The organism is Pseudomonas sp. G5001 (genome assembly GCF_013385475.1).
In the GTDB taxonomy this organism is placed as follows: Bacteria; Pseudomonadota; Gammaproteobacteria; order Pseudomonadales; family Pseudomonadaceae; genus Aquipseudomonas.
Genome location: NZ_JACAPZ010000046.1, coordinates 20462 through 41345 on the forward strand (window position 1 = coordinate 20462; position 20884 = coordinate 41345).

A 20884-nucleotide genomic window follows, 5' to 3' on the forward strand; every position below is an offset into this window, starting at 1 on the left:
GACACGCCCATGACGTACTCCATTGCCCTGAACTTCGAGGACGGGGTAACCCGTTTCATCGACTGCAAGGTGGGTGAAAAGGTCCTCGACGCGGCCTTTCGCCAACGTATCAACCTGCCCATGGACTGCTCCGACGGTGTGTGCGGCACCTGCAAATGCCGCTGTGAAACCGGCGCCTATGATTTGGGCGACGACTACATCGAAGACGCCCTGAGCGAGGATGAAGCCGCTGAGCGCCAGGTGCTCACCTGCCAGATGGTGCCGCAATCCGATTGCGTGATTGCCGTGCCGGTGCCGTCCGGTGCCTGCAAGACCGGCACCGCGCAATTTGCCGCGACGGTGGCGAGTATTACCCGGCATGCCGATGCAGCGTTGGAAGTCAGCTTCGAACTGGATCAGGCGCCGGTGTTCCTGCCGGGGCAATACGTGAATATCGGCGTGCCCGACAGTGGGCAGACCCGCGCGTATTCCTTCAGCAGTCGCCCCGGCGACAAACGCGCGAGCTTCCTGATCAAGCATGTGCCCGGCGGGTTGATGAGTGGCTGGCTGGAGCGTGCCCAGCCGGGCGACGCGGTACCGATGACCGGGCCGCTGGGCAGTTTCTACCTGCGCGAAGTGGCGCGGCCACTGCTGTTGCTGGCAGGTGGTACGGGGCTGGCGCCGTTCCTGTCGATGCTTGAAGTGTTGGCCGAGCGCGAGGAAACCCGGCCGGTCACGCTGATCTACGGCGTGACGCGGGACCAGGACCTGGTGATGGTCGAGGCGCTGGAGGCGTTCGCCCAACGCCTGCCCAACTTCGGTTTTGTCACCTGCGTGGCCGACCCCCAGACCGCTCACCCCCGGCAGGGGTATGTCACCCAGCACATGGCCGCTGACGTGCTGAACGATGGCGACGTGGATGTGTACCTGTGCGGGCCGCCACCGATGGTCGACGCGGTACGCCAGCACTTCAAGAACCAGGGCGTCACCCCCGCCAGCTTCCACTACGAGAAGTTCACCCCCAACGCCATCGTCACCGGCGACGCCGCCTGAGGAATCCCCCATGACTCCACGTTTCAACACCCAGGTTGCGCTGGTGACCGGCGCCGCCCAGGGCATCGGTCGGCGGGTTGCCGAGCGTTTGCTGGAAGAGGGCGCCTGGCTGGTGGCCGTCGATCGCTCGGAACTCGTGCATGAATTGCAGCATGAGCGGGCGCTGATCCTCACCGCCGACCTGGAGCAGCATGCCGAATGTGCCCGTGTGATGGCCGCTGCCAAGGCGCGGTTCGGGCGTATCGACATCCTGGTCAACAACGTCGGCGGGACTATCTGGGCCAAGCCCTTCGAGCACTACGCCGAGAACGAAATCGAAGCCGAGGTGCGCCGCTCGCTGTTCCCGACCCTGTGGTGCTGCCATTGCGTGTTGCCCTACATGCTGGAGCAGGGCAGCGGTGCCATCGTCAATGTCTCGTCCGTGGCCACGCGCGGAGTGAACCGTGTGCCGTATGGCGCGGCCAAGGGCGGCGTCAACGCCTTGACCGCGTGCCTGGCCCTGGAGACCGCCGGCAGCGGCATTCGGGTCAACGCCACCGCACCCGGTGGCACCGAGGCGCCACCGCGGCGGATCCCGCGCAACAGCCAGCCCCAGAGCGACCAGGAGCGCGTCTGGTACCAGCAGATCGTCGACCAGACCCTCGACAGCAGCCCGATGAAGCGCTACGGCAGCATCGACGAACAAGCCGGCGCGATTCTGTTTCTGGCCTCTGATGAGGCCTCCTACATCACGGGCGTCACCTTGCCGGTAGGAGGCGGCGACCTCGGCTGACCCAGCGCCGTACCTGCAGACACTGACTCACAACAACAATAATGAGAGCACTGCCATGCGTACCCATGACGTCAATTCGATTATCGATAATGCCCATTTCAATCGTTTCCACTGGCTGGTGGTCAGCCTGTGTGCTGTGCTGTTGATCTTTGACGGTTATGACTTGTTCATCTACGGCGTGGTCTTGCCGTCGATCATGAAGGAATGGGGACTATCGCCCCTGCAGGCCGGCGCTCTGGGCAGTTATGCGCTGTTCGGGATGATGTTCGGCGCGCTGGTCTTCGGCAGCCTGGCCGACAAGTTCGGTCGCCGCAAAGGCATCGCCATCTGCTTTGCCTTGTTCAGCGTCGCCACGGTGATTAACGGTTTTGCCAGCAACCCGACTGAGTTCGGAATCTGCCGGTTTATTGCCGGGCTCGGCTGTGGCGGCCTGATGCCCAATGCGGCCGCACTGATTACCGAATACGCACCGAAGAAAATGCGCAGCATCCTGATGGCGGTGATGTTTGGCGGGTACTCGCTGGGCGGCATGCTGTCGGCCGGCGTGGGGATTTTCATGCTGCCGCGTTTTGGCTGGTCGTCCATGTTCTTCGCCGCGGCGATCCCGCTGCTGCTGATGCCGTTGATTGTGTACTGGCTGCCTGAGTCCATCGGGTTCCTGATTCGCCAGGGCCGCAAGGAACAGGCGCGTGAGCTGCTCAAGCGCCTGTCGCCGCAGACCCGGATCGACCCGCAAGACCAACTGCTCGTCAGCGCCGGTAAAGGCAAGGGCGCTTCGGTGCTGGAGTTGTTCCGCCACGGCCTGGCCTTGAGGACGGCGGCGATCTGGGTCGCGTTTTTCTGCTGCCTGTTGATGGTCTACGCCCTGAGTTCCTGGCTGCCCAAACTGATGGCGGGTGCCGGTTACAGCCTGGGATCGAGCCTGTCGTTCCTGCTGGCGCTGAATTTTGGCGGCATCGCCGGGGCGCTTGTCGGTGGCTGGCTGTGTGACCGGCTTAACCTGGTGAAGGTGGTGATCGGTTTCTTTATCGCCGCGCTGCTCTCCATCAGCCTGCTGGGTATCAAGAGCCCGATGCCGGTCCTGTACCTGCTGATCTTTTTTGCCGGCGCCACCACCATCGGCACGCAAATCCTGCTGTACGCCGGCGCCGCACAACTCTATGGCTTGAACATTCGAGCCACCGGCCTGGGCTGGGCTTCCGGTATCGGTCGTACCGGCGCCATCGTCGGCCCGCTGCTGGGCGGCGCGCTGATGGGGATTGAACTGCCGCTGCACCTGAACTTCATGGCCTTTGCCATCCCCGGGGCCATCGCCGTGCTGGCAATGACGGCGTATGCGCTGAATGAACGTCGGGGCCGGCAGGAGGTGATCGCCGCCCCGGCGCAGTAACTGTCGATAACAATAACTAAGAGCAACGACATGAACACACAACGTATCTGGCTATCCCTGTTGGGCGTGCCCCTTGCGGCGACGGCGGCCGAGGGCGGGTTTTTCGAGGACTCCACCGCCACCTTGCAGGCGCGCAACTATTACTTCAGCCGCGATTTCTCGGACATCGTCGGCGCCAACAAGCAATCAAAGGCAGAGGAGTGGGGCCAGGGTTTTATCCTGACCTATAAATCCGGCTACACCCCGGGGCCCGTGGGCTTTGGCCTGGATGCCCTGGGCACCCTCGGCCTCAAGCTCGACAGCAGCCCGGACCGCACCAATACCGGCCTGCTCCCGGTCAAGGGCGACGGCAGCGCCCCGAATGATTACAGCCGTTTGGGCCTGACCTTCAAGGCCAGGTTTTCCAGGACCGAATTGAAGGTCGGCGAACTGCAACCGAACCTGCCGGTGCTGGCCTTCAGCGATATCCGCTTGCTGCCGCCGAGCTATCAGGGCGTGAGTGTCAGCTCCGGCGAAATCGCCGGCCTTGCGCTGCAGGCCGGGCACTTGACCACCACCAGCCTGCGCAACGAAGCCGGCGACGAGAAAATGATCGCCATGCTCGGCCATGTGCCGCAACGCGGCGCTGAAAGTGATGGGTTCAACTACGTCGGCGGCGACTACGCCTTCAACACCAACCGCACCAGCGTCAGCTACTGGCATGGCCAACTCAAGGACATCTACCGCCAGGACTTTGTCGGCCTCAAGCACAGCCAGCCAATGGGTGAGTGGACGCTCGGCGCCAACCTCGGCTACTACGATGCCCGGGAAGACGGCGACAAACTGCTCGGCAAGATCGACAACCAGGCGTTTTTCTCGCTGCTGTCGGCCAAGCATGGCGGCCATATCTTCTACGTCGGTTATCAAGCCATGTATGGCGACAGTGCCTTCCCGCGGGTCTTCGCCAACATCACGCCGCTGGGCAACGAAGTACCCACCTACGAGTTTGCCTACACCGACGAGCGCTCCTGGCAAGTGCGGTACGACTATGACTTCGTGGTGCTGGGCATTCCGGGGCTGACCACCACCGTGCGTTATATCACCGGTAACAACGTGACCACCGGCGCGGGTTATGAAGGCAAGGATCGCGAGCGCGACCTGGATATCGGCTATGTGGTGCAAAGCGGCACATTGAGCGGCCTGGGCATTCGGGTGCGCAATGTCATGGCCCGTTCAAACTACCGCAGCGACATCGACGAGAACCGGCTGATCCTCAGTTACACCTGGAAGCTGCTTTAAACCCCGCCCTGGCACGTGCCCATGACCTGGTAGTTGACAGTATGGCTGGCGCCCTGGCTGTCGAGATACACCATGGTCGCCGGTTCTACCTGGCAACTGCCCGGCACGGGCGTGATTGAAACAACGTGTTGGATATCCAGTGCTTCATTGCTGCCGGCCGCCATGGCGCCGGCGGCGGTGAAAAACAGGAGCAGGCTGAGCCATTTGATATTCATGATGAGTTCCTCTGTGAGTAGGGTTCATTTTAGTGATTGCCGCAGCGGGATAAAGACAGGAACAGGTGAATGACTCGTACGTATCACGTAGCAATCGAGGGGCAATGTTGATGGATTTGCTCAATGGCATGCAGGTGTTTGCCCGGGTTGTCGACACTGGCAGCTTTGCCGCAGCGGCCGAGGCGCTGGACCTGTCCGGGGCACACGTATCACGGTTGATCTGCGAGCTGGAAAAACACCTGCAGACCCGCCTGTTGCAACGCACCACCCGACGCCTGGGCCTTACCGATTCGGGCGAGCGCTTTCTGTTGCGCTGTCGCGACATTCTTGAAGACGTCAGGGAAGCCACGGCAGAAGCCAGCGGCGCGCACCTCAACCCGCGCGGGCGATTGCGGGTGCATTGCATGAGCGGGTTGGGGGTGCTGATCACGCCGCTGATTGCCCGCTACAGCGAGCAATACCCGGACGTGTCCATCGAGTTGACCCTGTCCCAGCACAACCCGGACCCGCTTGAAGAGGGTCACGACGTGGTGATCTCCATCGCCCATTCGTTGCCGGATTCGGCGCTGGTCAGTCAGACGATCGGGCAGTTGTTCAGTGTGCCCTGTGCGGCACCGGGGTATCTGGCCCGGTACGGCGTGCCCGAGCATCCGCAGCAGTTGATGCAGCATCGACGGTTGCATCTGCAGGATTTCCAGGAGGATGCGTGGTTGTTCAAGGGGCAAGAGGGCGAGATTGCGATTTCGCCGGGTGACACCTTCAGGACCAATGTCGCGGATGCGATGGTCAAGGCGACGCAGGAAGGCATGGGCATCAGTCTGTTGCCGTTTTTCAGTGCAAGCGCGGCACTGCGGGAAGGTTCGCTGGTACGGCTGTTGCCCGACTATCGGCTAAGGGAGCGCAGCATTTTCGCGGTGTATCCGTCGAGGCGTTTTTTGGATGCCAAGGTGCGCACGTGGGTCGCGTTTTTGCAGGTGCAATTGCCGGTGTTGCTGGCGGAGCAGGTGAACGTGATTGAGGCTCCCCGAGGCTAGCGCGTTGCAGTACGACGGATATAACGCGCCGGCGACGAGCCCAGCGTCTTGCGAAACATGCTGATGAACGAACTGACCGACTCATACCCCAGCGCCTCGGCGGTCCGTTGCACCGATTCGCCCTCGGCCAGGCTCTGCAAGGCCACGATGATTTGCCATTGCTTGCGCCATTGGCCAAATGTCAGGCCGGTCTCACTCTTGACCAGCCGCGCCAGGGACCGCTCGCTCATGGCGACCTGGCGTGCCCACTGGGCCATGGTGCAACGGTTTGACGGGTCCTGGGCCAGGCCGCGGGCGATGAAGCGCAACTGCGTAGCAGCGGGGAGCGGCAGGTACAACTGCTCCGAAGGAGCCAGTTCCAGTTGTTCAAGGAGCACGCTCGCCACGCGCGAATTGGCAGAGGCAGGCGGATAATCCTGGGGCTGGGCGCTCAGGTGCAGGATCAACGCCAGGACCAGCGGCGAAAGCACCAGCGTGCAGCATTTCTCCGGTAGCGCGGCGGCGCCGGGCTCGATAAACAGATAGCCGATCCTGCCGTTGGCGGTCACCCGGTTGCTGTGGGCGATACCGCCCGGAATCCACACGCCGAAGCCCGACGGCACCATCCACACGCCATCCTCTACGGTACACACGATACCGCCGTGATATGCCACCACCAGTTGGCCTTTGCGGTGGCTGTGCACGGGGAATTCGGTGTCGTTGCGCTGGCTGCCGAGCATCAACGCGACGGCGGGCTGATCAAAACTGTCCAGTTCGAATTGATCAACGCCCTGGAGCTTCATCTCGCCCATGTTGCACCGCCTCGATTGTCTGAAATTGATTATATCCTGGCAGCATACTCAATATCGGCACGACCTTGCAGTCCCTACCATCTTCATCAAGGCGATCAAGGTGATTGCCGACTGCGAGATTCAACCGATGCTCAGCGAAATCACGATTGCCCACCTCTACATTCCTCCGTTCTTGCTCTACGTCGGCGTTGCAGCCCTGGTGTACGGGCTACTGGAGCGGGCCCTGCGGCGCTGGCTGGATTGGGCCTGGCACCCCAGCCTGGCGCGTTTCTTTGTGTCGCTGATCGTGCTCTCGACCTTGGTTCTGAGCTTTTGAGGGCAGCGCGATGATCATCAAACACATCCTCAAGACCCTCGTCACCCTGGTGCTCGGGCTGGCCGCATTGCTGTTCTGCACGCAACTGTGGCGTGCCTATGAGTTGGCCCCCTGGACGCGGGACGGGCGTGTCAGCGCACAAGTTATCCGTATTGCCCCCGAGGTGTCCGGCCAGGTCGAACACCTGCTGGTGGGCGACAACCAGTGGGTCGCCAAGGGCGCGTTGCTCTACCAGATCGATCGCAGCAGCTACTTGCTTGCCCAGCAACAGCGCACGGCCGAGCTTGCCGAGGCGCGCAGTGTTTTCGAGCAGCGCAGTGCACAGCTCAAACGCCGCAATCAGCTCGGCGATGCGATTGCGCGGGAGGAAACCGACAACGCAGCCCGGGACCTGGCGGTGGCCAGGGCGCGCCTGGATGCGGCCCGCAGCCAACTGGCCCATGCGCGGCTGGATCTGGACCGCACGACGATTCGTTCGCCGGTCGACGGCTATGTGACCCAGTTGCGGCTGCAGCCGGGTGACTACGCGGCAGCGGGCGAGACCAATATCTTTGTGGTCGATAGCCATAGCTTCTGGGTCACCGGTTACTTCGAGGAGACCAAGCTGGCTGGTGTTCGGGTGGGGGCTGTGACGTCCATCAAGCTGATGGGTTTTTCACCGCTGCTCGAAGGGCATGTGGCGAGCATTGGTCGGGGCATTGCCGACGGTAACGAGCTGCGCAGTAACAGTGGTTTGCCCCAGGTGGCGCCTACGTTCAGCTGGATACGCCTGGCCCAGCGCGTGCCCGTGCGGATTGAACTGGACAAGGTGCCGCCCGGTGTGGAGTTGGCGGCGGGGATGACCGCCAGCATCGAGGTTGCCGAGGAGGGCACGGCGCCGCGCTGGAGGCTGGTGCAATGGCTTCAGGCGTTCATGTGATGCTCCGTGCACTGCGCATGCTGGGGGCATGGGAAGCTGCTACCTCGGGCTATGTGCTGCGTAGTCTTTTGGCGGCCTCATTGGCCCTGTGGCTGGGGTTCCAATTACACCTGGATTCGCCGTTCTCGGCCGCCTCAACCGTGTTGTTGCTGATCCATCCGCTGCAGGGGGCAGTGGTTGGCAAGGGCTTCCACCGGGCACTGGGCACCCTGGTGGGGTTGGCTGTGGCATTGGTCCTGACCAGCCTGTTCGCCCAGCAAATGCTGCTGTTTATCCTCGGGATCGGGGTATGGCTGGGCCTTTGTGTCGGCGCCATGACCGTGCTTCGGCACTACCAGGCCACGGCGGCGGTGGTCGCCGGCTACACCGTTTGCCTGGCCCTGGGGCCCGCCATCGTCGCGCCACAGCAAGGTTTCGAACATATCGTCGGGCGGGGCACGGCCGTTGTTCTGGGGGTGTTGAGCCTGAGCCTGGTGGCCACGTTATTCAGCCGCAAGACCGTCGAGCGCACACTGACCATGGCACTTCGCGACGTCTCGTCGCGCACCCTGCGGTTATTGGCCGTGCGGTTTGACGGCGGGCCGGCGCGTGCGCAGGACCCGCTGGCCATCGATATCAGCAAAGTGGACGACCTTCTCGGGATTGGTCGGGGCGAGTCGGTGCTGATCCGCGCCAGGCTGGCGACCCTGCAGGCAGGACTTGCGTATCTGCATGCCGTGGTGCTCGACGAATGTGCGATACCTTCGCACGCTGGAATCGGCGCACAGTTGCGCCAGCTGGCTGAAGCCATGCCCGGGTTTTGCGTGGCGGCCGATCGTGTCCGGGAGCTGCAAGCCAGCCTTGAACCAGGCGCGAGCCAGCGGCGTCTGAATGAACCATTGGCCGAACTGGCCAGCGCCTTGTCGAGTTTTGCCTGCCTTGAGCGCGCGCCCCTGCCGCCGGCCCGCGCCGTGGGGTTTCACCGACACTACGGCGCTGCACTGCGTAACGGTGTGCGAGCGTTGCTGGCCACACTGGCGACCGGTGCTGTCTGGTACCTCACCGGCTGGGACCAGGGGCCAACCTTGCTGGCCGTACTGGGTCCGTTCTGCACCTTGCTGGCCACCAGCGCGGCGCCCGAGCAAGGCATTGCGAGCCTTGCCAGGGGAACCTTCTACGCAATCCTGGCAGCGGCGGGGTGCAAGTTCCTGCTGTTGCCGCACATCAGCGGGTTCGGGTTGCTCACGGTGGTGCTGGTTGCGTTCTGGGCGGTCGGGATTCATGCCACGACCCGGCCGCGCCATGCCCTGCAAGGCGTCGCCTACCTGATTACGTTCAATACCCTGGTCGGCACCGCCGGGACCGCCCAATACGACTTCGCTGACTTCGCGAATCAAGCCCTGGCCTGGATGGTGACGCTTGCTATCTGCCTGCTGGCCTTCCAGTTGCTGCCGGGGAAACCTGCCAGCCACGCCGACGTCCTGAGGACCGCGCTGCACAAGGACACACGCCGGTTACTGCGTCACGGGCACCGCATGGATCTTCTGAAGTGGCAGGCCACGCAACAGCACCGGATGGTTGCCCTGCAAGCGCTGTTGGGCGCCGATGAGGCTGGTGCCGTCTCGCTTCAACTGGGTCGACAGTTAAGGTTGCTGCACCGCAAGACACGCGACCTGGAGCCTGATTCGTCAATCGCCAGGTGTGTGCAAACGGGCGATCGGCGTATTGCCAGATATGCCTTCGATTCAGCGATCTGCGCGGCCCAGGCCCGGCGTACGTCGAGATCACTGATCCGCCTTGGTGCCCGCGACCTGGCTGCTTGTTACCGGGATTTGGCGGGGTTGCTCGACCAATACCAGCGTGCCGATATCCGAACCCGTTTCAGCTAAAACAACGAAGGTGAGATGAAATGAAGCAACTCCTTATCTGGACGCTTTTCGGGATGATTGTGTCTGTGCCAATGGCGGTGCAGGCATCGGACGGGGCTGAGGCGCTGGCCCGCTGGCAACAGCAATTCAAACAAGAGCAAAAAAAGCTCGCCGAGCATCGGGCGCCTGGCCGTGATTCAAGGCCCAAGGCCGATCGCCAGCGATGAGCCGGTTCCCGGGGAATTGCAATCTGTTCAGAGCGAAGTGACGAGTTCGGTGTGATGCCCGGCGGTGCTGTTGCTTTATAGGCTGTCCGGGTCGCCGAAGAACATCTGAATCCGCGACCTTAACCACCGTTCCCCCGGATCATTGTCCTGTGACCCACGCCACGCCATGTGCAATTCAAATGTGCGCACCGGCAGTGGCGGCTCCTCAGCCCGCAAGCCACCCGCTGAAGTCAACGCTTCAGCGGCATAGTCCGGCACGGTCGCGACAATATCGGTGCCCGCCAGCAATGTCCCGAGCCCATTGAACTGCGGCACAGCCAGGACTACGTGGCGCTTGCGGCCCAGTTTTTCCAGTTCTTCATCCAGAAACCCGCTCAAATCCCCGGCAAACGACACCAGAGCATGGGGCCGGGCGCAGAAGTCATCCAGGCTCATGGAGCCCGGCATGCTGTCGGCTCGCAACAGCATCGGCTTGCTGCGGCGCAGGACTTTGCGTTTGGCGTTGGCTGGCAAATCGGTGGTGTAGCTCACGCCGATGGAGATTTCGCCGGAGGCCAGCAGGCCGGGCATCAGGATGTAGTTGACGCGGCGCACTACCAGCACGATGCCGGGGGCTTCGGCCCGCAGGCGCTTGAGCAGCAGCGGCAGCAGGGCGAATTCGACGTCGTCCGACAGGCCGATGCGGAATACCGCGGTGCTGGTGGCCGGGTCGAATTCGGAGGCGCGGCTGACGGCCGTGGAAATCGAGTCCAGGGCCGGGGAGAGCAGGGCGAAGATTTCTACCGCACGGGCCGAGGGCTCCATGCTGCGTCCGGTACGCACGAACAACGGGTCGTCGAACAGGCCGCGCAGGCGTGACAGGGCTGCGCTGATGGCCGGCTGGCCAAGGAACAGTTTCTCGGCAGCGCGGGTCACACTGCGCTCATGCATCAAGGTTTCGAATACGATCAACAGGTTGAGGTCGACACGACGCAGGTCGTTACGGTTCATCTTGTGTCCCAGGCGGCGTCAGTAAACTTGACGGGAGCGGTCATATAAGAACAATGACCGGCATGAATCTTACGGGGAAAGGCTGGTACTCTGCACCGGCTAATTCAGTTTTCCTACATGGCTTGGCACCTTTTCCGTATGTGCGGAATCAATGACAGGCATGTCGACTATTAACGGCGACCGGTGGTCTTGCCCCGAAAGCCCAGATAGAGTTCATGGCAATAGAGGTTACTTTGACGAGGTTTGCGATGTCCCGCACGATCCGTTTTCACAAGTTTGGTCCGGCCGAGGTGCTCAAATGCGAAGAGCATGCAGCCGCTAAGCCCGCACCGGGCGAAGTGCAGGTGCGCGTCGAGGCGATTGGCATCAGCTGGTACGACATTCTGTGGCGCCAGAACCTGGCGTCGTCCCATGCCCGCTTGCCTTCCGGCCTTGGCCATGAAATGGCCGGCGTGGTTGTGGCCGTTGGCGAGGGTGTCGACGACCTGGCGGTGGGTGACAAGGTCGCCAGCTTCCCGGCCGAGAGCCCGAATGACTACCCGGTGTACGGCGAACAGATCGTCCTGCCGCGCTCGGCGCTGACCCGCTACCCGGATGTCCTGAGCCCGATCGAAGCCAGCGTGCACTACACGCCGCTGCTGATTGCCTACTTTGCGTACATGGACCTGGCGCGGGTCAAACCCGGGCAATTCGCCCTGGTAACGGACGCCAGCCACTGTGCCGGCCCATCGTTCGTGCAGCTGGGCAAAGCCCTGGGGGTGCGGGTGATTGCCGCCACCAAGACCAGTGATGAGCGCGAATACCTGCTGTCCCTCGGGGCCGAGAAGGTCATCGTCACCGAAGAGCAGGACCTGCTGATGCAAGTCAACAAGTTCACCGACAACCGCGGCGTAGACGTGGTGTTCGATGGCTTGGGTGGCCCGCAGATGTCGTTGCTGGGTGATGTGCTGGCGCCGCGTGGCAGCCTGGTGCTGTACGGCCTGCAAGGTGGCAACCAGACGCCATTCCCGGCCTGCGCGGCGTTCCAGAAGAACATTCAGTTCTTTGTGCACTGCATCGGCAACTTCACCGGCAAACCGGAACTGGGCATCATCCAGGACCAGGTGGCCTTGCAGCGAGCCTTGCGTGACATCAACCAACTGACCGCCGACAAGGTGCTGGTACCGCTGAAAACCACGGTATTTCCGTTCAGCCAGTTCGTTGAAGCGCACCGCTATATGGACGAATGTCCGTGCCGTGAACGGGTTGCCTTGCAGGTAGAAACTGTTTGATCTGTGGGAATATTCTCAAGCGAGTATTCCTGCCCCCGGGCGCATGGGGCAAATGCGCCATTTGACAGGACTTAACCTGCCCACCGCTTGAATCGGGATTTCAGTACTTCAGCCCGATAAACCAGATGTATGCCCCTGACGCCGCCCTGAATCCCAGCGCGGCGTTGTCGTGTCTGCACACTCGATACCCCATGCAAGCCCCCATCTGAACCGGTTTTAGCCGGCGTTCTGTATCTGTTAATCATTATTCAAGTGCCGATAATTGCCCCGTCACTTTTATCTCAAGGATTGAGCAATGATTGAATATATGAAATCACCCCGTACATCCGTCAAGCCCAATAATGTTTCCCATGGCTGTTTTGCCGGAACATCAATATTGAAGTGGGTTATGTCGGATGCTTCTCTAGTTTGTAAGTTAAAGCAGCGTAGGAAGTTGTCAGAGCGTTCCTAAGACTTTCGGTTTGGGCTGCGTGCCCCTTGGCTTGGCGCCTTTTCGGGACTGGAAGCCCCCAAAGGCAGGCTTGGCAGGTAGGGCCCGGTGCTAATCTCCATTGAATGTCACATGTTGTAACGCCCCTACAGAAACAACAGGTCAGGCAAATGCCGTCAACGATTGCCCGAAACTGATATTTCAACTCAGGTAGTAGAACTATGAGCGCTATTCACGAACAAGCCATGAACTATGTCTATCAACAAGTATTGCAACGCTTGATAGGGCATTTCTCTCGAACAGAACGTACCTCGCTCCAGTTATTGATTCAACGAATCGTGGTAGCGGCAGGCGGCATGGAGCGGATCGGTGAATACAAGGTGCTGGTAGCTCACGGCGCAGGCGCCGGCAGCAGCTATGTCCTGGCGTTGTTGCGGGCAGCCCAGCTGACGCTTGCAGGCCGGGCGCCGCGGACGTTTCAACTGCGAGTCGCGACCTTGCGCCATGCCGGCATGTCGCAAAATGCCCTGGACACGCTGCATCGCGGCTACAGCGCGCTGTTCCTGCATGACGATGCGCGTGTCGAATTGCTGATGGTCGAGAATCAGGAAGTCTTGCCGTTCAACCACCTGCGGCCGGCCTCCAGTGCGGCGCGCGACACCAGCCGGCGCAATATGCTGATGGTGGGGCACCTGACTTCGGGAGATCTTCGCCAAACCCTGTGCAACGACGCCTACCTGGCCCTCGGTGACTTTTACCAGCGCGTCACCACCTGCAATGGCGGCGTGCACGCGCTGGTCAGCGGTGACTCCGCGCGCAAGCAGCGGGAGTACCTGGCGTGGCTGAAGAAGGCTGCGCTGGCGAGCGGTGCAGAGATCCCGCCGCGCCAGCCCCTGGTGCTCAGCGGGCTGTTCGCGCGCATGGATGAGTGGAGCAACGCCTATTACTGCGACCTTTACGGCGAGCGTTACGCCGTCGCCGATAAGTCCGACACGGACAACCATCGCCACTTGGCCTATATCGGCGCTGCCGACCTTAAGGACGCGGCCGAATACTCCTCCGGGCCGCTGTTGCGTCAGTTCATGGGCTATGAACCGGACGAGTTTGGCTTTCATTTCAGCCACGCGAGCTATGCGAACCCGTTGCTGATGGCCCATCTGCGGGGCTTGCAGGCCGAGTGCCTGCGGGAACTGGATTACGAGGAGGGCGCACAGGGCTTCATGCAGCAGGCCGCGCTGTTCATGCGGCGCAAGCAGATTCCCGAACACCTGATTGCCCAGGCAGCGACCCAGGATGGCCGAGCGCTGGCGGCCGACTACGCCCAGGCGCTGTTCCGATTGGATGAAAGCCAACTGAACTGCCTGATGTTTTCGCCGTTTATCCGTCACGGCGAGCGCCTCGAAAGCTTTTTGCGCCAATGCCACCCCGGCATGCTGGTGGCGCTCCCCGAGCTGCACAAGGCGCTGCAAGGCAAGCCGGTGGCCGAGATGCTGGTGCAATGGGCCATCGACACCAGCGGGTTGCCGATCGACCTGCTGCAACATCTCTATCGCAAGCGGCCCGCCACCGGCGTGCCGGGCATGGCCGAGACGCCACAGCAAGGTGCGCCCGCCCTGGCAGCCTACCAACTGGCGGGGCGTTAAGCGGGTGGCGGCGGGTGACCAGCGATGAACCTCAGGGACGACCGGCAAACCGACTTCGCCTACCAGGCGGTGTATCGCTACATGATCAACCTCATCGGCGAGGTGGGCACGGATGCCCGGGTAAAACTGCCATCATTGCGGCAGCTGGCGGAGCGCCTGAATGTGTCGATCTCGACCATTCAATACGCTTACTCGTTGCTCGAGAAGGAGGGCCGGGTGTACTCGGTGCCCAAGTCGGGCTACTACGCCTGGCCGGTATTGAATAAACCGCCAGGCAGCAGCGGTGGCGACCTGCTGGAGCGCCTCTATGCCAGTGCGCGACGCCCGGGAATGCGCGTGCTCAGCGCCGATGAGCCGGCACTTGCGGCGTCACTGGACGCAGCGCTGTTGCTGCTCGAGCGCGAACTGTTGCGGCATTACCCGCATCATCTGCAGCCATGGTCGCAGCCCTGTGGCGTGTGGGAACTGCGGGCGACGCTCGCGGCGCGCTATACCTCGTCGCCGACCCGTTGCTGGCAGGCGGACGAGGTATACATCGGCGCCGACTTGCGCGGGGTACTGGAAATCCTGATCGAGGTGCTGGGTCTCAAGGGCGCTGCGATCATCGTCGAATCCCCGTGTGACTGGCTGATCCTGCGGTTGTTGCAGGGGGCAGGCGTGAGGGTTCTCGAATTGCCATTCACGGCGGACGACGGCCTGGACCTGGCGTTGTTCGAGCACTTGCTCAGCACCGAGCCGGTGCAGCTGGCGTTGCTGTCATCCGGTGTCAGCCTGCCGTCCGGCGTAGTCCTGTCCACCCATGACCGCCTGCAGCTAGTGCGATTGCTGGACCAGCATGGCTGTTGGTTGTTAGAAAATGACAGCCATGGTGACCTCGGCTTCGGGCAGCCAATCACCGCGTTACGGGACCTGGCCAATCCCGAGCGGCTGATGGTGTTTTCCACGTTCGAGAAGATGCTCGGGCCGGAAGCGCCGTTTGGCTATTTGCTGTCGCGCCACCTCAGCGGCGAGCTGCAGCGCCAGTTCCTGTTGCGCGCATTCCGGTTGTCCTCTATCCGCCAGCGCGCGATTGCGCGGCTCTATCAAAGCGGGCGCATCGACCAGCATCTGCGGGAGTTGCGCCCGCAACTCAAAGAGCAGGCCCGGCGCATGGGCCTGCGGCTGGACACGCATCTGGGCAACCAGGTGAGCTACCGAATGCCCGCCGCTGGCGCGACCTTCTGGTTGCGCTCAGAGGCCCCGGTGGATATGCGCCAGGTGTTCCAGCGCCTGCTCACCCGGCAGGTGGTGATTGCGCCGGGGGAGTTGTTCAGCCTCAGTGGCCTGCACTGCCAGCATCTGCGGCTGAGCCATGCCGTTGACGGCGCCCATAACCTGGAGAACGCCCTGGATGAACTGGCTCTGGCGCTCAGGCAGGCACAGACCGGCGCTGAATGAAATTTCGCTGATTGCTGTAGGATTTATAACGTCGCGGAGCAGTCCAAGTCCCAGTAAACTGCACTTTTTTCCGAATCCTTCTCTTTCCGAGGTTTATGCATGACTCTCAGTCCTTTTGCGGGCAAGCCGGCACCAGCTCAATTGCTGGTAGACATCCCGCGACTGGTAACGGCCTATTACACCGGCCAGCCTGATGCAGCGATCTCCACCCAGCGCGTCGCCTTTGGTACCTCAGGGCACCGCGGCAGCTCGTTCGACCTCAGCTTCAATGAATGGCACGTGCTTGCCATCAGCCAGGCCATTTGCCTGTACCGTGAAGCCCAGGGCATCAACGGCCCGCTGTTTGTCGGCCTGGACACCCACGCCCTGTCGACGCCTGCCGGCGCCAGCGCCCTGGAAGTGCTGGCCGCCAATGGCGTGCACGTGATGCTCGCCGAAGGCGACGAGTACACCCCGACACCGGCGATTTCCCACGCCATCATTTGCTACAACCGCGGCCGCACCAGCGGGTTGGCCGACGGCATCGTGATCACGCCGTCCCACAACCCGCCACAAAGCGGCGGCTACAAGTACAACCCGCCCAACGGCGGCCCGGCCGACACCCACATCACCAAGTGGATCGAAGCCAAGGCTAACGAACTGCTGGCCAATAAGCTGGCCGGGGTCAAGCGCATCACCCATGCCCAGGCGCTGAAGGCCGACACCACTCATCGCCACGACTACCTCAACACCTACGTGGCCGACCTGGTCAACGTCATCGACTTCGATGCCATCCGCAACGCTGGCTTGCGCCTGGGCGTCGATCCGCTGGGCGGAGCAGGGGTGCGCTACTGGTCGGCCATCGCCGAGCATCACCGCCTGAACCTCGACGTGGTGAACACCGAAGTGGATTCGACCTTCCGCTTCATGAGCGTCGACTGGGACGGCCAGATCCGCATGGACCCGTCCTCCAGCTACGCCATGCAGGGGTTGATCGGCCTCAAGGACCGTTATGACGTGGCCTTCGCCTGCGACCCGGACCACGACCGCCATGGCATCGTGACGCCGTCCGGTGGCTTGCTGGCGCCGAACAACTACCTGGCCGTGTCCATCGACTACCTGTTCCAGAACCGCCCCGAATGGCGCGCTGATGCTGCGGTGGGCAAGACCGTGGTCAGCAGCGGCTTGATTGATCGCGTGGCCAAGCGCATTGGCCGTCGCCTGTACGAAGTGCCGGTGGGCTTCAAGTGGTTTGCCGATGGCCTGTTTGACGGTTCGCTGGGTTTTGGTGGCGAAGAAAGTGCCGGCGCCTCGTTCCTTCGCAAGGACGGCAGCGTGTGGAGCACTGACAAGGACGGTTTGATCCCGGCGCTGCTGGCGGCGGAAATGACCTCGCGCAAAGGCCAGGACCCAAGCCAGATTTATCGCGGGCTGACCGATGCACTGGGTGAGCCGTTCGCCATTCGGGTGGATGCCAAGGCGACTCCGGCGCAGAAGGCCTTGTTGGGCAAGCTGTCGCCAGACCAGGTGACGTCCACGCAGTTGGCCGGGGAAAGCATCCAGCAGATCCTCAGCCACGCGCCGGGCAACGACCAGGCGATCGGCGGGCTGAAAGTCATGACTGAAAACGGTTGGTTTGCCGCACGGCCATCGGGCACCGAGGACATCTACAAGATCTACGCCGAGAGCTTTATCGGCGAAGATCACCTCAAGCAACTGGTGGAAGAGGCCCAGGTGTTGGTAGACGGGGCGATCTCGGCTAACTGATGCCCAACCTATGACTGATTAACCTGTGGCGAGGGAGCTTGCTCCCGCCGGACTGCGCAGCAGTCCCATTTTTGGGGGCGCTTCGCACCCCAGCGGGAGCAAGCTCCCTTGCCACATTCAAGCTCGGTCAGGCGAGGTCGACCAACACGATCTCGCTGTCCTCAACCGCTGTCACCCGCAGTACCTGCTCATCCTCAACCGCCACACCGTCTCGAGCTTGTGCACGCAAGCCATTGACTTCAATCACCCCGGTGGCCGGTACCAGGTACGCCCGGCGTCCGTTGTCCAGCCGATACTCGGCACTTTCACCGGCTTTCAGGTTTGCCGCTACCAAGCGTGCATCGGCCCGAATCCGCAGGCTTTCGCTGTCTCCGGCCTTGCCACTGGCCAGGGTCACAAACCCTTCGCGGTCACCCTTCGGAAACGGCTTAGCGCCCCACGACGGCGGCAAACCGGCCTCATTGGGAATGATCCAGATCTGGAAAATCTTGGTCGGCGTAGCTTCCAGGTTGTACTCGCTGTGGGCGATCCCGGTGCCGGCGCTCATTACCTGGACGTCGCCGGCCTCGGTGCGGCCCTGGTTGCCCAGGTTGTCGGCATGGCTGATGGCGCCCTCACGCACATAGGTGATGATTTCCATGTCCCGGTGCGGGTGCTGCGGGAAGCCGGTGCCCGGTGCGATGAGGTCATCGTTCCACACCCGCAGGTTGCCCCAGTGCATACGCTTGGGGTCATGGTATTCGGCAAACGAAAAGTGGTGGTGAGCGTCCAGCCAACCGTGATTGGCGCCGCCCAGGGTGTTGAAAGGTCGAAGTTCAAGCATGATCGTCTCCTGTGGATGGGAGCCATCATCCAGCAGCGCCAGATCGATAAAAAGCGTAAAAAATGCTGGATTCCTATCGAATGCTTCGATGCCGATGCTCAGGGCTTGTCTTCACTTCATCGCCTAACTGCATGAGCGCAAAGCAATTGGCTGGAACTGTGGGGCATTTGCGGCGACCATAGGGCTCTTGTCCGAGTTAAAGCATCGCAGGAGTCCGCGTGCCGCAACACACCCCCGATCTGCCTCCCGAACTGCGGCCACTGGCCGAAATGCCCCTGTTGAAACGGCTCGCCGCCCGATTATTTGGTCACGGCCTGACGCGCCTGCGGGCACAGCACCGTTTCTCATGGCTGCATGGCCAGGCCGACGGCTTTCGCAGTGGCCACACGGCCGGCGTGGAGTATGGCTATAAGGAAGGCAAGGCGGATGGTATCGAAGAGGGCCGCCAGGTCCTGCTGATTCGTGACTTCCGGCCGGATGAGCACACTGCGCCGGGTGTTGACGACAATCTGTTCGATGATTGGCGCCTGCCGCTGACCGCCGAGTTGAAAAAACGCATCAAGGCTGATGTGGCGCGCCTGCTGCCGGCCCATGCCCAGCCGAGTGCGGCGCAATGGAAGATGATTTTCAGCGATACGCCGTCCACCTCGGTGATCGCCGGCGCCGGCGCGGGTAAATCCACCTCGCTGGTGCTGCGTATCCTGCTGCTGATCCATTACCTGGGCTTCGAGCTGAGCTCGATGACGGTGGTGACCTTCACCCGTGAGTCGCGCAAGGACTTCATCAACAAGCTCATGGAAATTCTCGCCTTGTGGGGCCAACCCCTTGGTATGAAAGACGCGCAAGCGGTGGTGCGGACCTTTCACTCACGCATCCTGCCAATGGTGCGCAGCCTGCCGGGCCTTGAGCGGCTGCAGGCGTTCGAGAACCTCAATGCGCGGACCGAAGCGGGCTTTGATGAGGCCGACAGCAACCCCTTCGAATTGCGGATCAACGACGCCCAGCGCCAGCAACTGAATGCCTGCTATCACCGGCTGCATGGCCGCCATGAACGCTTCCGCGAACTGATCGCCCCGCTGGCGCGCCATGCCCTGCAACTCAAGGAGCTGGAGCGCGATCACCCGGACGTGCAAAAACGCGTGGCGGTGACCGAACTGGCGGCCAAGCGCGATGAAGAACTCTGCGATGTGATCGAAGACCTGTGGTTTCGTGCCGGCGCCTGGCCGATCAAGGGCATCGAGCCCAATCGCCAGACGTTCGATATCAACGGCGCGAAGTTTCACTGCCATGGCTACATTGCCGAACTGGATGCCTCGGTCGTACTGGGCTTCGACCCGCGGGAAAATGCCCAGGTCAGTCGACCCGGGTCCAAGCTGTCAGTACGTGCCGAATGGGCGGTAAAGCGAACCCTGTTTCAAGCTTTCTGTCGTAAACCATTGATATGGCTAGAAAGCTACGAGTCTTCCAAGCGGCTTTTAAGCAGCCTGGCAGGTGACGCAACAGCGGGCCCGGGCTTCGATTACAAGGTCAAGGGCGAACTGGGTTCGGCACCGTTGCTGGACAGCTTTGTTGCCGCCGCCGGGTTCATCGAGAACCTCGGGCTGGATGTGCCCACCGCCGTGGGCAAGATGAGTTTTGCCAAGGATGATCCAGACCGTTTTTACTTCGAGGCACTGAGCATTTTCTGGAAGGCCCTCGAAGATCACTTGCTGGACCAGTCGCCACCGGTCATGACCTACAACCGGATGTTCTCGCTGTTTGGCGAAAACACCCCGGAGAACCTGAAGTTGCTCAGCGACCCGCTGCTACGGCCGATGTCGCACCTGATGATCGACGAATTCCAGGACGTATCGCCGCAGATCGTCTCGTGGATCCGGGCCAGCTTGCGGGAGATCCGCAGCCGCGGGCCGGCCATGCACGTGGGGCGCGGGGCCCAGCGCTCTTCGCTGTTGTGCGTGGGCGATGACTGGCAGTCGATCTATGGCTGGCGTGGCAGTTCGCCCAAGTATTTCATGGAGTTCAACAAGGAGTTCCCGTCACCCACGACCACCCGGGTGATGCTGGGCGAGAACTACCGCAGCCATCAGCACGTGATCGATGCTGCCGAGCACATTGTGCGGGCGGCCCCGGCCATCAGTGGCAAGAAAGCCAAGGCCAGTGGAACCGCGAAGGAGTTGGTGCCGGTCACGGTTCGTGACCGTGACGATGCGGCGCTGGGCCAACAACTGCTGGCGCACTATCAAAAGGGTGATTCGGTGTTAATGCTGTATCGAAAAAGCAGCGATAAATCATTGATGCAAGAGCATATTCAGTCGGTAGTTAATGTGGATTCTAGTTTGCCGTACGGCAGCCGCCGGCTCAAGCAACTGACCTATCACAGCGCCAAGGGCTTGCAGGCGGATGCTGTATTCCTGCTGGGCGACTGCCAGCACTTGACCAGTTCGCCGTACAAGAACCAGGTCTACCGCATGGCAGGACTGGGCAAGGACGGCGATACCGAAGCTTACGACAGCGCGCAGAAAGACGAAGTGCTGCGCCTGGCCTACGTGGGCATTACCCGGGCGGTGAGCCATTGCTATTGGTATGTCGACGGCCAGGATGGCCAAGGGGTGAATGTGCCAAAGGCTTCGGACCGGGTTGCCGGGGACAAACCGTTTTTTGACGACCAGCGCATCAGCAAATCATAAGGGGTGACGTTGAATCCTGTGGTGAGGGAGCTTGCT

18 protein-coding genes are annotated in these 20884 nt (G+C 61.8%); 14 read left to right on the top strand and 4 right to left on the bottom strand.

Annotation, left to right across the window (positions count from 1 at the left end; translation table 11 throughout):
• Nucleotides 1-9: 9 nt before the first annotated feature.
• Genes benC through HX805_RS28855 form a run of 4 tightly spaced genes read left to right on the top strand, consistent with a single transcriptional unit; the run spans nt 10 to nt 4472 of the window.
• Nucleotides 10-1032 (top strand): benzoate 1,2-dioxygenase electron transfer component BenC, encoded by a 1023-nt coding sequence (gene benC, locus HX805_RS28840; protein ID WP_008433832.1) that lies wholly within the window; start codon nt 10-12, stop codon nt 1030-1032.
• A 10-nt stretch (nt 1033-1042) separates the two neighbouring features.
• The gene (locus HX805_RS28845; RefSeq protein WP_008433831.1) at nt 1043-1804 is read left to right on the top strand and encodes a 1,6-dihydroxycyclohexa-2,4-diene-1-carboxylate dehydrogenase; all 762 of its coding nucleotides are present in this window, start codon (nt 1043-1045) and stop codon (nt 1802-1804) included.
• 55 nt (nt 1805-1859) lie between these two features.
• Entirely contained in the window at nt 1860-3194 is a 1335-nt protein-coding gene (locus HX805_RS28850; protein WP_008433830.1) for an MFS transporter, read from the top strand.
• 30 nt (nt 3195-3224) lie between these two features.
• Complete coding sequence (locus HX805_RS28855) at nt 3225-4472, top strand: OprD family porin (RefSeq protein WP_177081200.1); 1248 nt, start codon at nt 3225-3227, stop codon at nt 4470-4472.
• Here the strand turns inward: HX805_RS28855 and HX805_RS28860 are convergent.
• A complete protein-coding gene (locus HX805_RS28860) occupies nt 4469-4687 on the bottom strand; it encodes a DUF2790 domain-containing protein (RefSeq protein WP_102369131.1) in 219 nt (72 codons plus the stop codon). The two genes, HX805_RS28855 and HX805_RS28860, sit on opposite strands and share 4 nt — an antisense overlap.
• 110 nt (nt 4688-4797) lie before the next feature.
• Between HX805_RS28860 and HX805_RS28865 the strand changes: the two genes are divergently transcribed.
• Nucleotides 4798-5721, top strand: a complete 924-nt coding sequence (locus tag HX805_RS28865; protein ID WP_177081203.1) for a LysR family transcriptional regulator — start codon at nt 4798-4800, stop codon at nt 5719-5721.
• Here the strand turns inward: HX805_RS28865 and HX805_RS28870 are convergent.
• Nucleotides 5718-6512, bottom strand: a complete 795-nt coding sequence (locus HX805_RS28870) for a helix-turn-helix domain-containing protein (RefSeq protein ID WP_177081204.1) — start codon at nt 6510-6512, stop codon at nt 5718-5720. The genes HX805_RS28865 and HX805_RS28870 overlap by 4 nt on opposite strands.
• Before the next feature lie 127 nt (nt 6513-6639).
• On the opposite strand from HX805_RS28870, the gene HX805_RS32690 reads away from it, so the two are divergent.
• The 4 genes from HX805_RS32690 to HX805_RS28890 are packed head-to-tail and all read left to right on the top strand — an operon-like array spanning nt 6640 to nt 9821.
• Nucleotides 6640-6828, top strand: a complete 189-nt coding sequence (locus HX805_RS32690; protein WP_032899212.1) for a DUF1656 domain-containing protein — start codon at nt 6640-6642, stop codon at nt 6826-6828.
• Nucleotides 6829-6838: 10 nt separating this feature from the next.
• Complete coding sequence (locus tag HX805_RS28880) at nt 6839-7747, top strand: HlyD family secretion protein (RefSeq protein ID WP_177020820.1); 909 nt, start codon at nt 6839-6841, stop codon at nt 7745-7747.
• On the top strand, nt 7747-9615 hold the full coding sequence (locus tag HX805_RS28885; protein WP_177081205.1) for an FUSC family protein: 1869 nt from the start codon (nt 7747-7749) through the stop codon (nt 9613-9615). Before HX805_RS28880 ends, HX805_RS28885 begins: the two co-directional genes overlap by 1 nt.
• A gap of 20 nt (nt 9616-9635) precedes the next feature.
• Nucleotides 9636-9821, top strand: a complete 186-nt coding sequence (locus tag HX805_RS28890; RefSeq protein ID WP_003217145.1) for a hypothetical protein — start codon at nt 9636-9638, stop codon at nt 9819-9821.
• A gap of 75 nt (nt 9822-9896) precedes the next feature.
• Here the strand turns inward: HX805_RS28890 and HX805_RS28895 are convergent, their stop codons facing one another.
• A complete protein-coding gene (locus HX805_RS28895) occupies nt 9897-10811 on the bottom strand; it encodes a LysR family transcriptional regulator (RefSeq protein WP_003217142.1) in 915 nt (304 codons plus the stop codon).
• A 248-nt stretch (nt 10812-11059) separates the two neighbouring features.
• On the opposite strand from HX805_RS28895, the gene HX805_RS28900 reads away from it, so the two are divergent.
• The 4 genes from HX805_RS28900 to pgm all read left to right on the top strand — a co-directional run bounded on the left by HX805_RS28900 (nt 11060) and on the right by pgm (nt 17338).
• Nucleotides 11060-12082, top strand: coding sequence for a zinc-dependent alcohol dehydrogenase family protein (locus HX805_RS28900; RefSeq protein WP_003217140.1), 1023 nt, complete (start codon nt 11060-11062; stop codon nt 12080-12082).
• A 651-nt stretch (nt 12083-12733) separates the two neighbouring features.
• Nucleotides 12734-14155 (top strand): hypothetical protein, encoded by a 1422-nt coding sequence (locus HX805_RS28905; RefSeq protein WP_177009997.1) that lies wholly within the window; start codon nt 12734-12736, stop codon nt 14153-14155.
• Nucleotides 14156-14179: 24 nt separating this feature from the next.
• Nucleotides 14180-15592: a PLP-dependent aminotransferase family protein gene (locus HX805_RS28910; protein ID WP_177117531.1), complete on the top strand. Its 1413-nt coding sequence runs from the start codon at nt 14180-14182 to the stop codon at nt 15590-15592.
• A gap of 99 nt (nt 15593-15691) precedes the next feature.
• Nucleotides 15692-17338, top strand: coding sequence for a phosphoglucomutase (alpha-D-glucose-1,6-bisphosphate-dependent) (gene pgm / locus HX805_RS28915; protein WP_087694418.1), 1647 nt, complete (start codon nt 15692-15694; stop codon nt 17336-17338).
• Between the two features lie 127 nt (nt 17339-17465).
• Here the strand turns inward: pgm and HX805_RS28920 are convergent, their stop codons facing one another.
• Entirely contained in the window at nt 17466-18161 is a 696-nt protein-coding gene (locus HX805_RS28920) for a pirin family protein (RefSeq protein ID WP_003217133.1), read from the bottom strand.
• A gap of 218 nt (nt 18162-18379) precedes the next feature.
• Here HX805_RS28920 and HX805_RS28925 point away from each other — a divergent pair, with 218 nt between their 5' ends.
• Nucleotides 18380-20848 carry a UvrD-helicase domain-containing protein gene (locus HX805_RS28925; RefSeq protein ID WP_177117532.1) on the top strand — a complete coding sequence of 823 codons (2469 nt, stop codon included), beginning with the start codon at nt 18380-18382 and terminating at the stop codon, nt 20846-20848.
• The last annotated feature ends 36 nt before the right edge of the window (nt 20849-20884 follow it).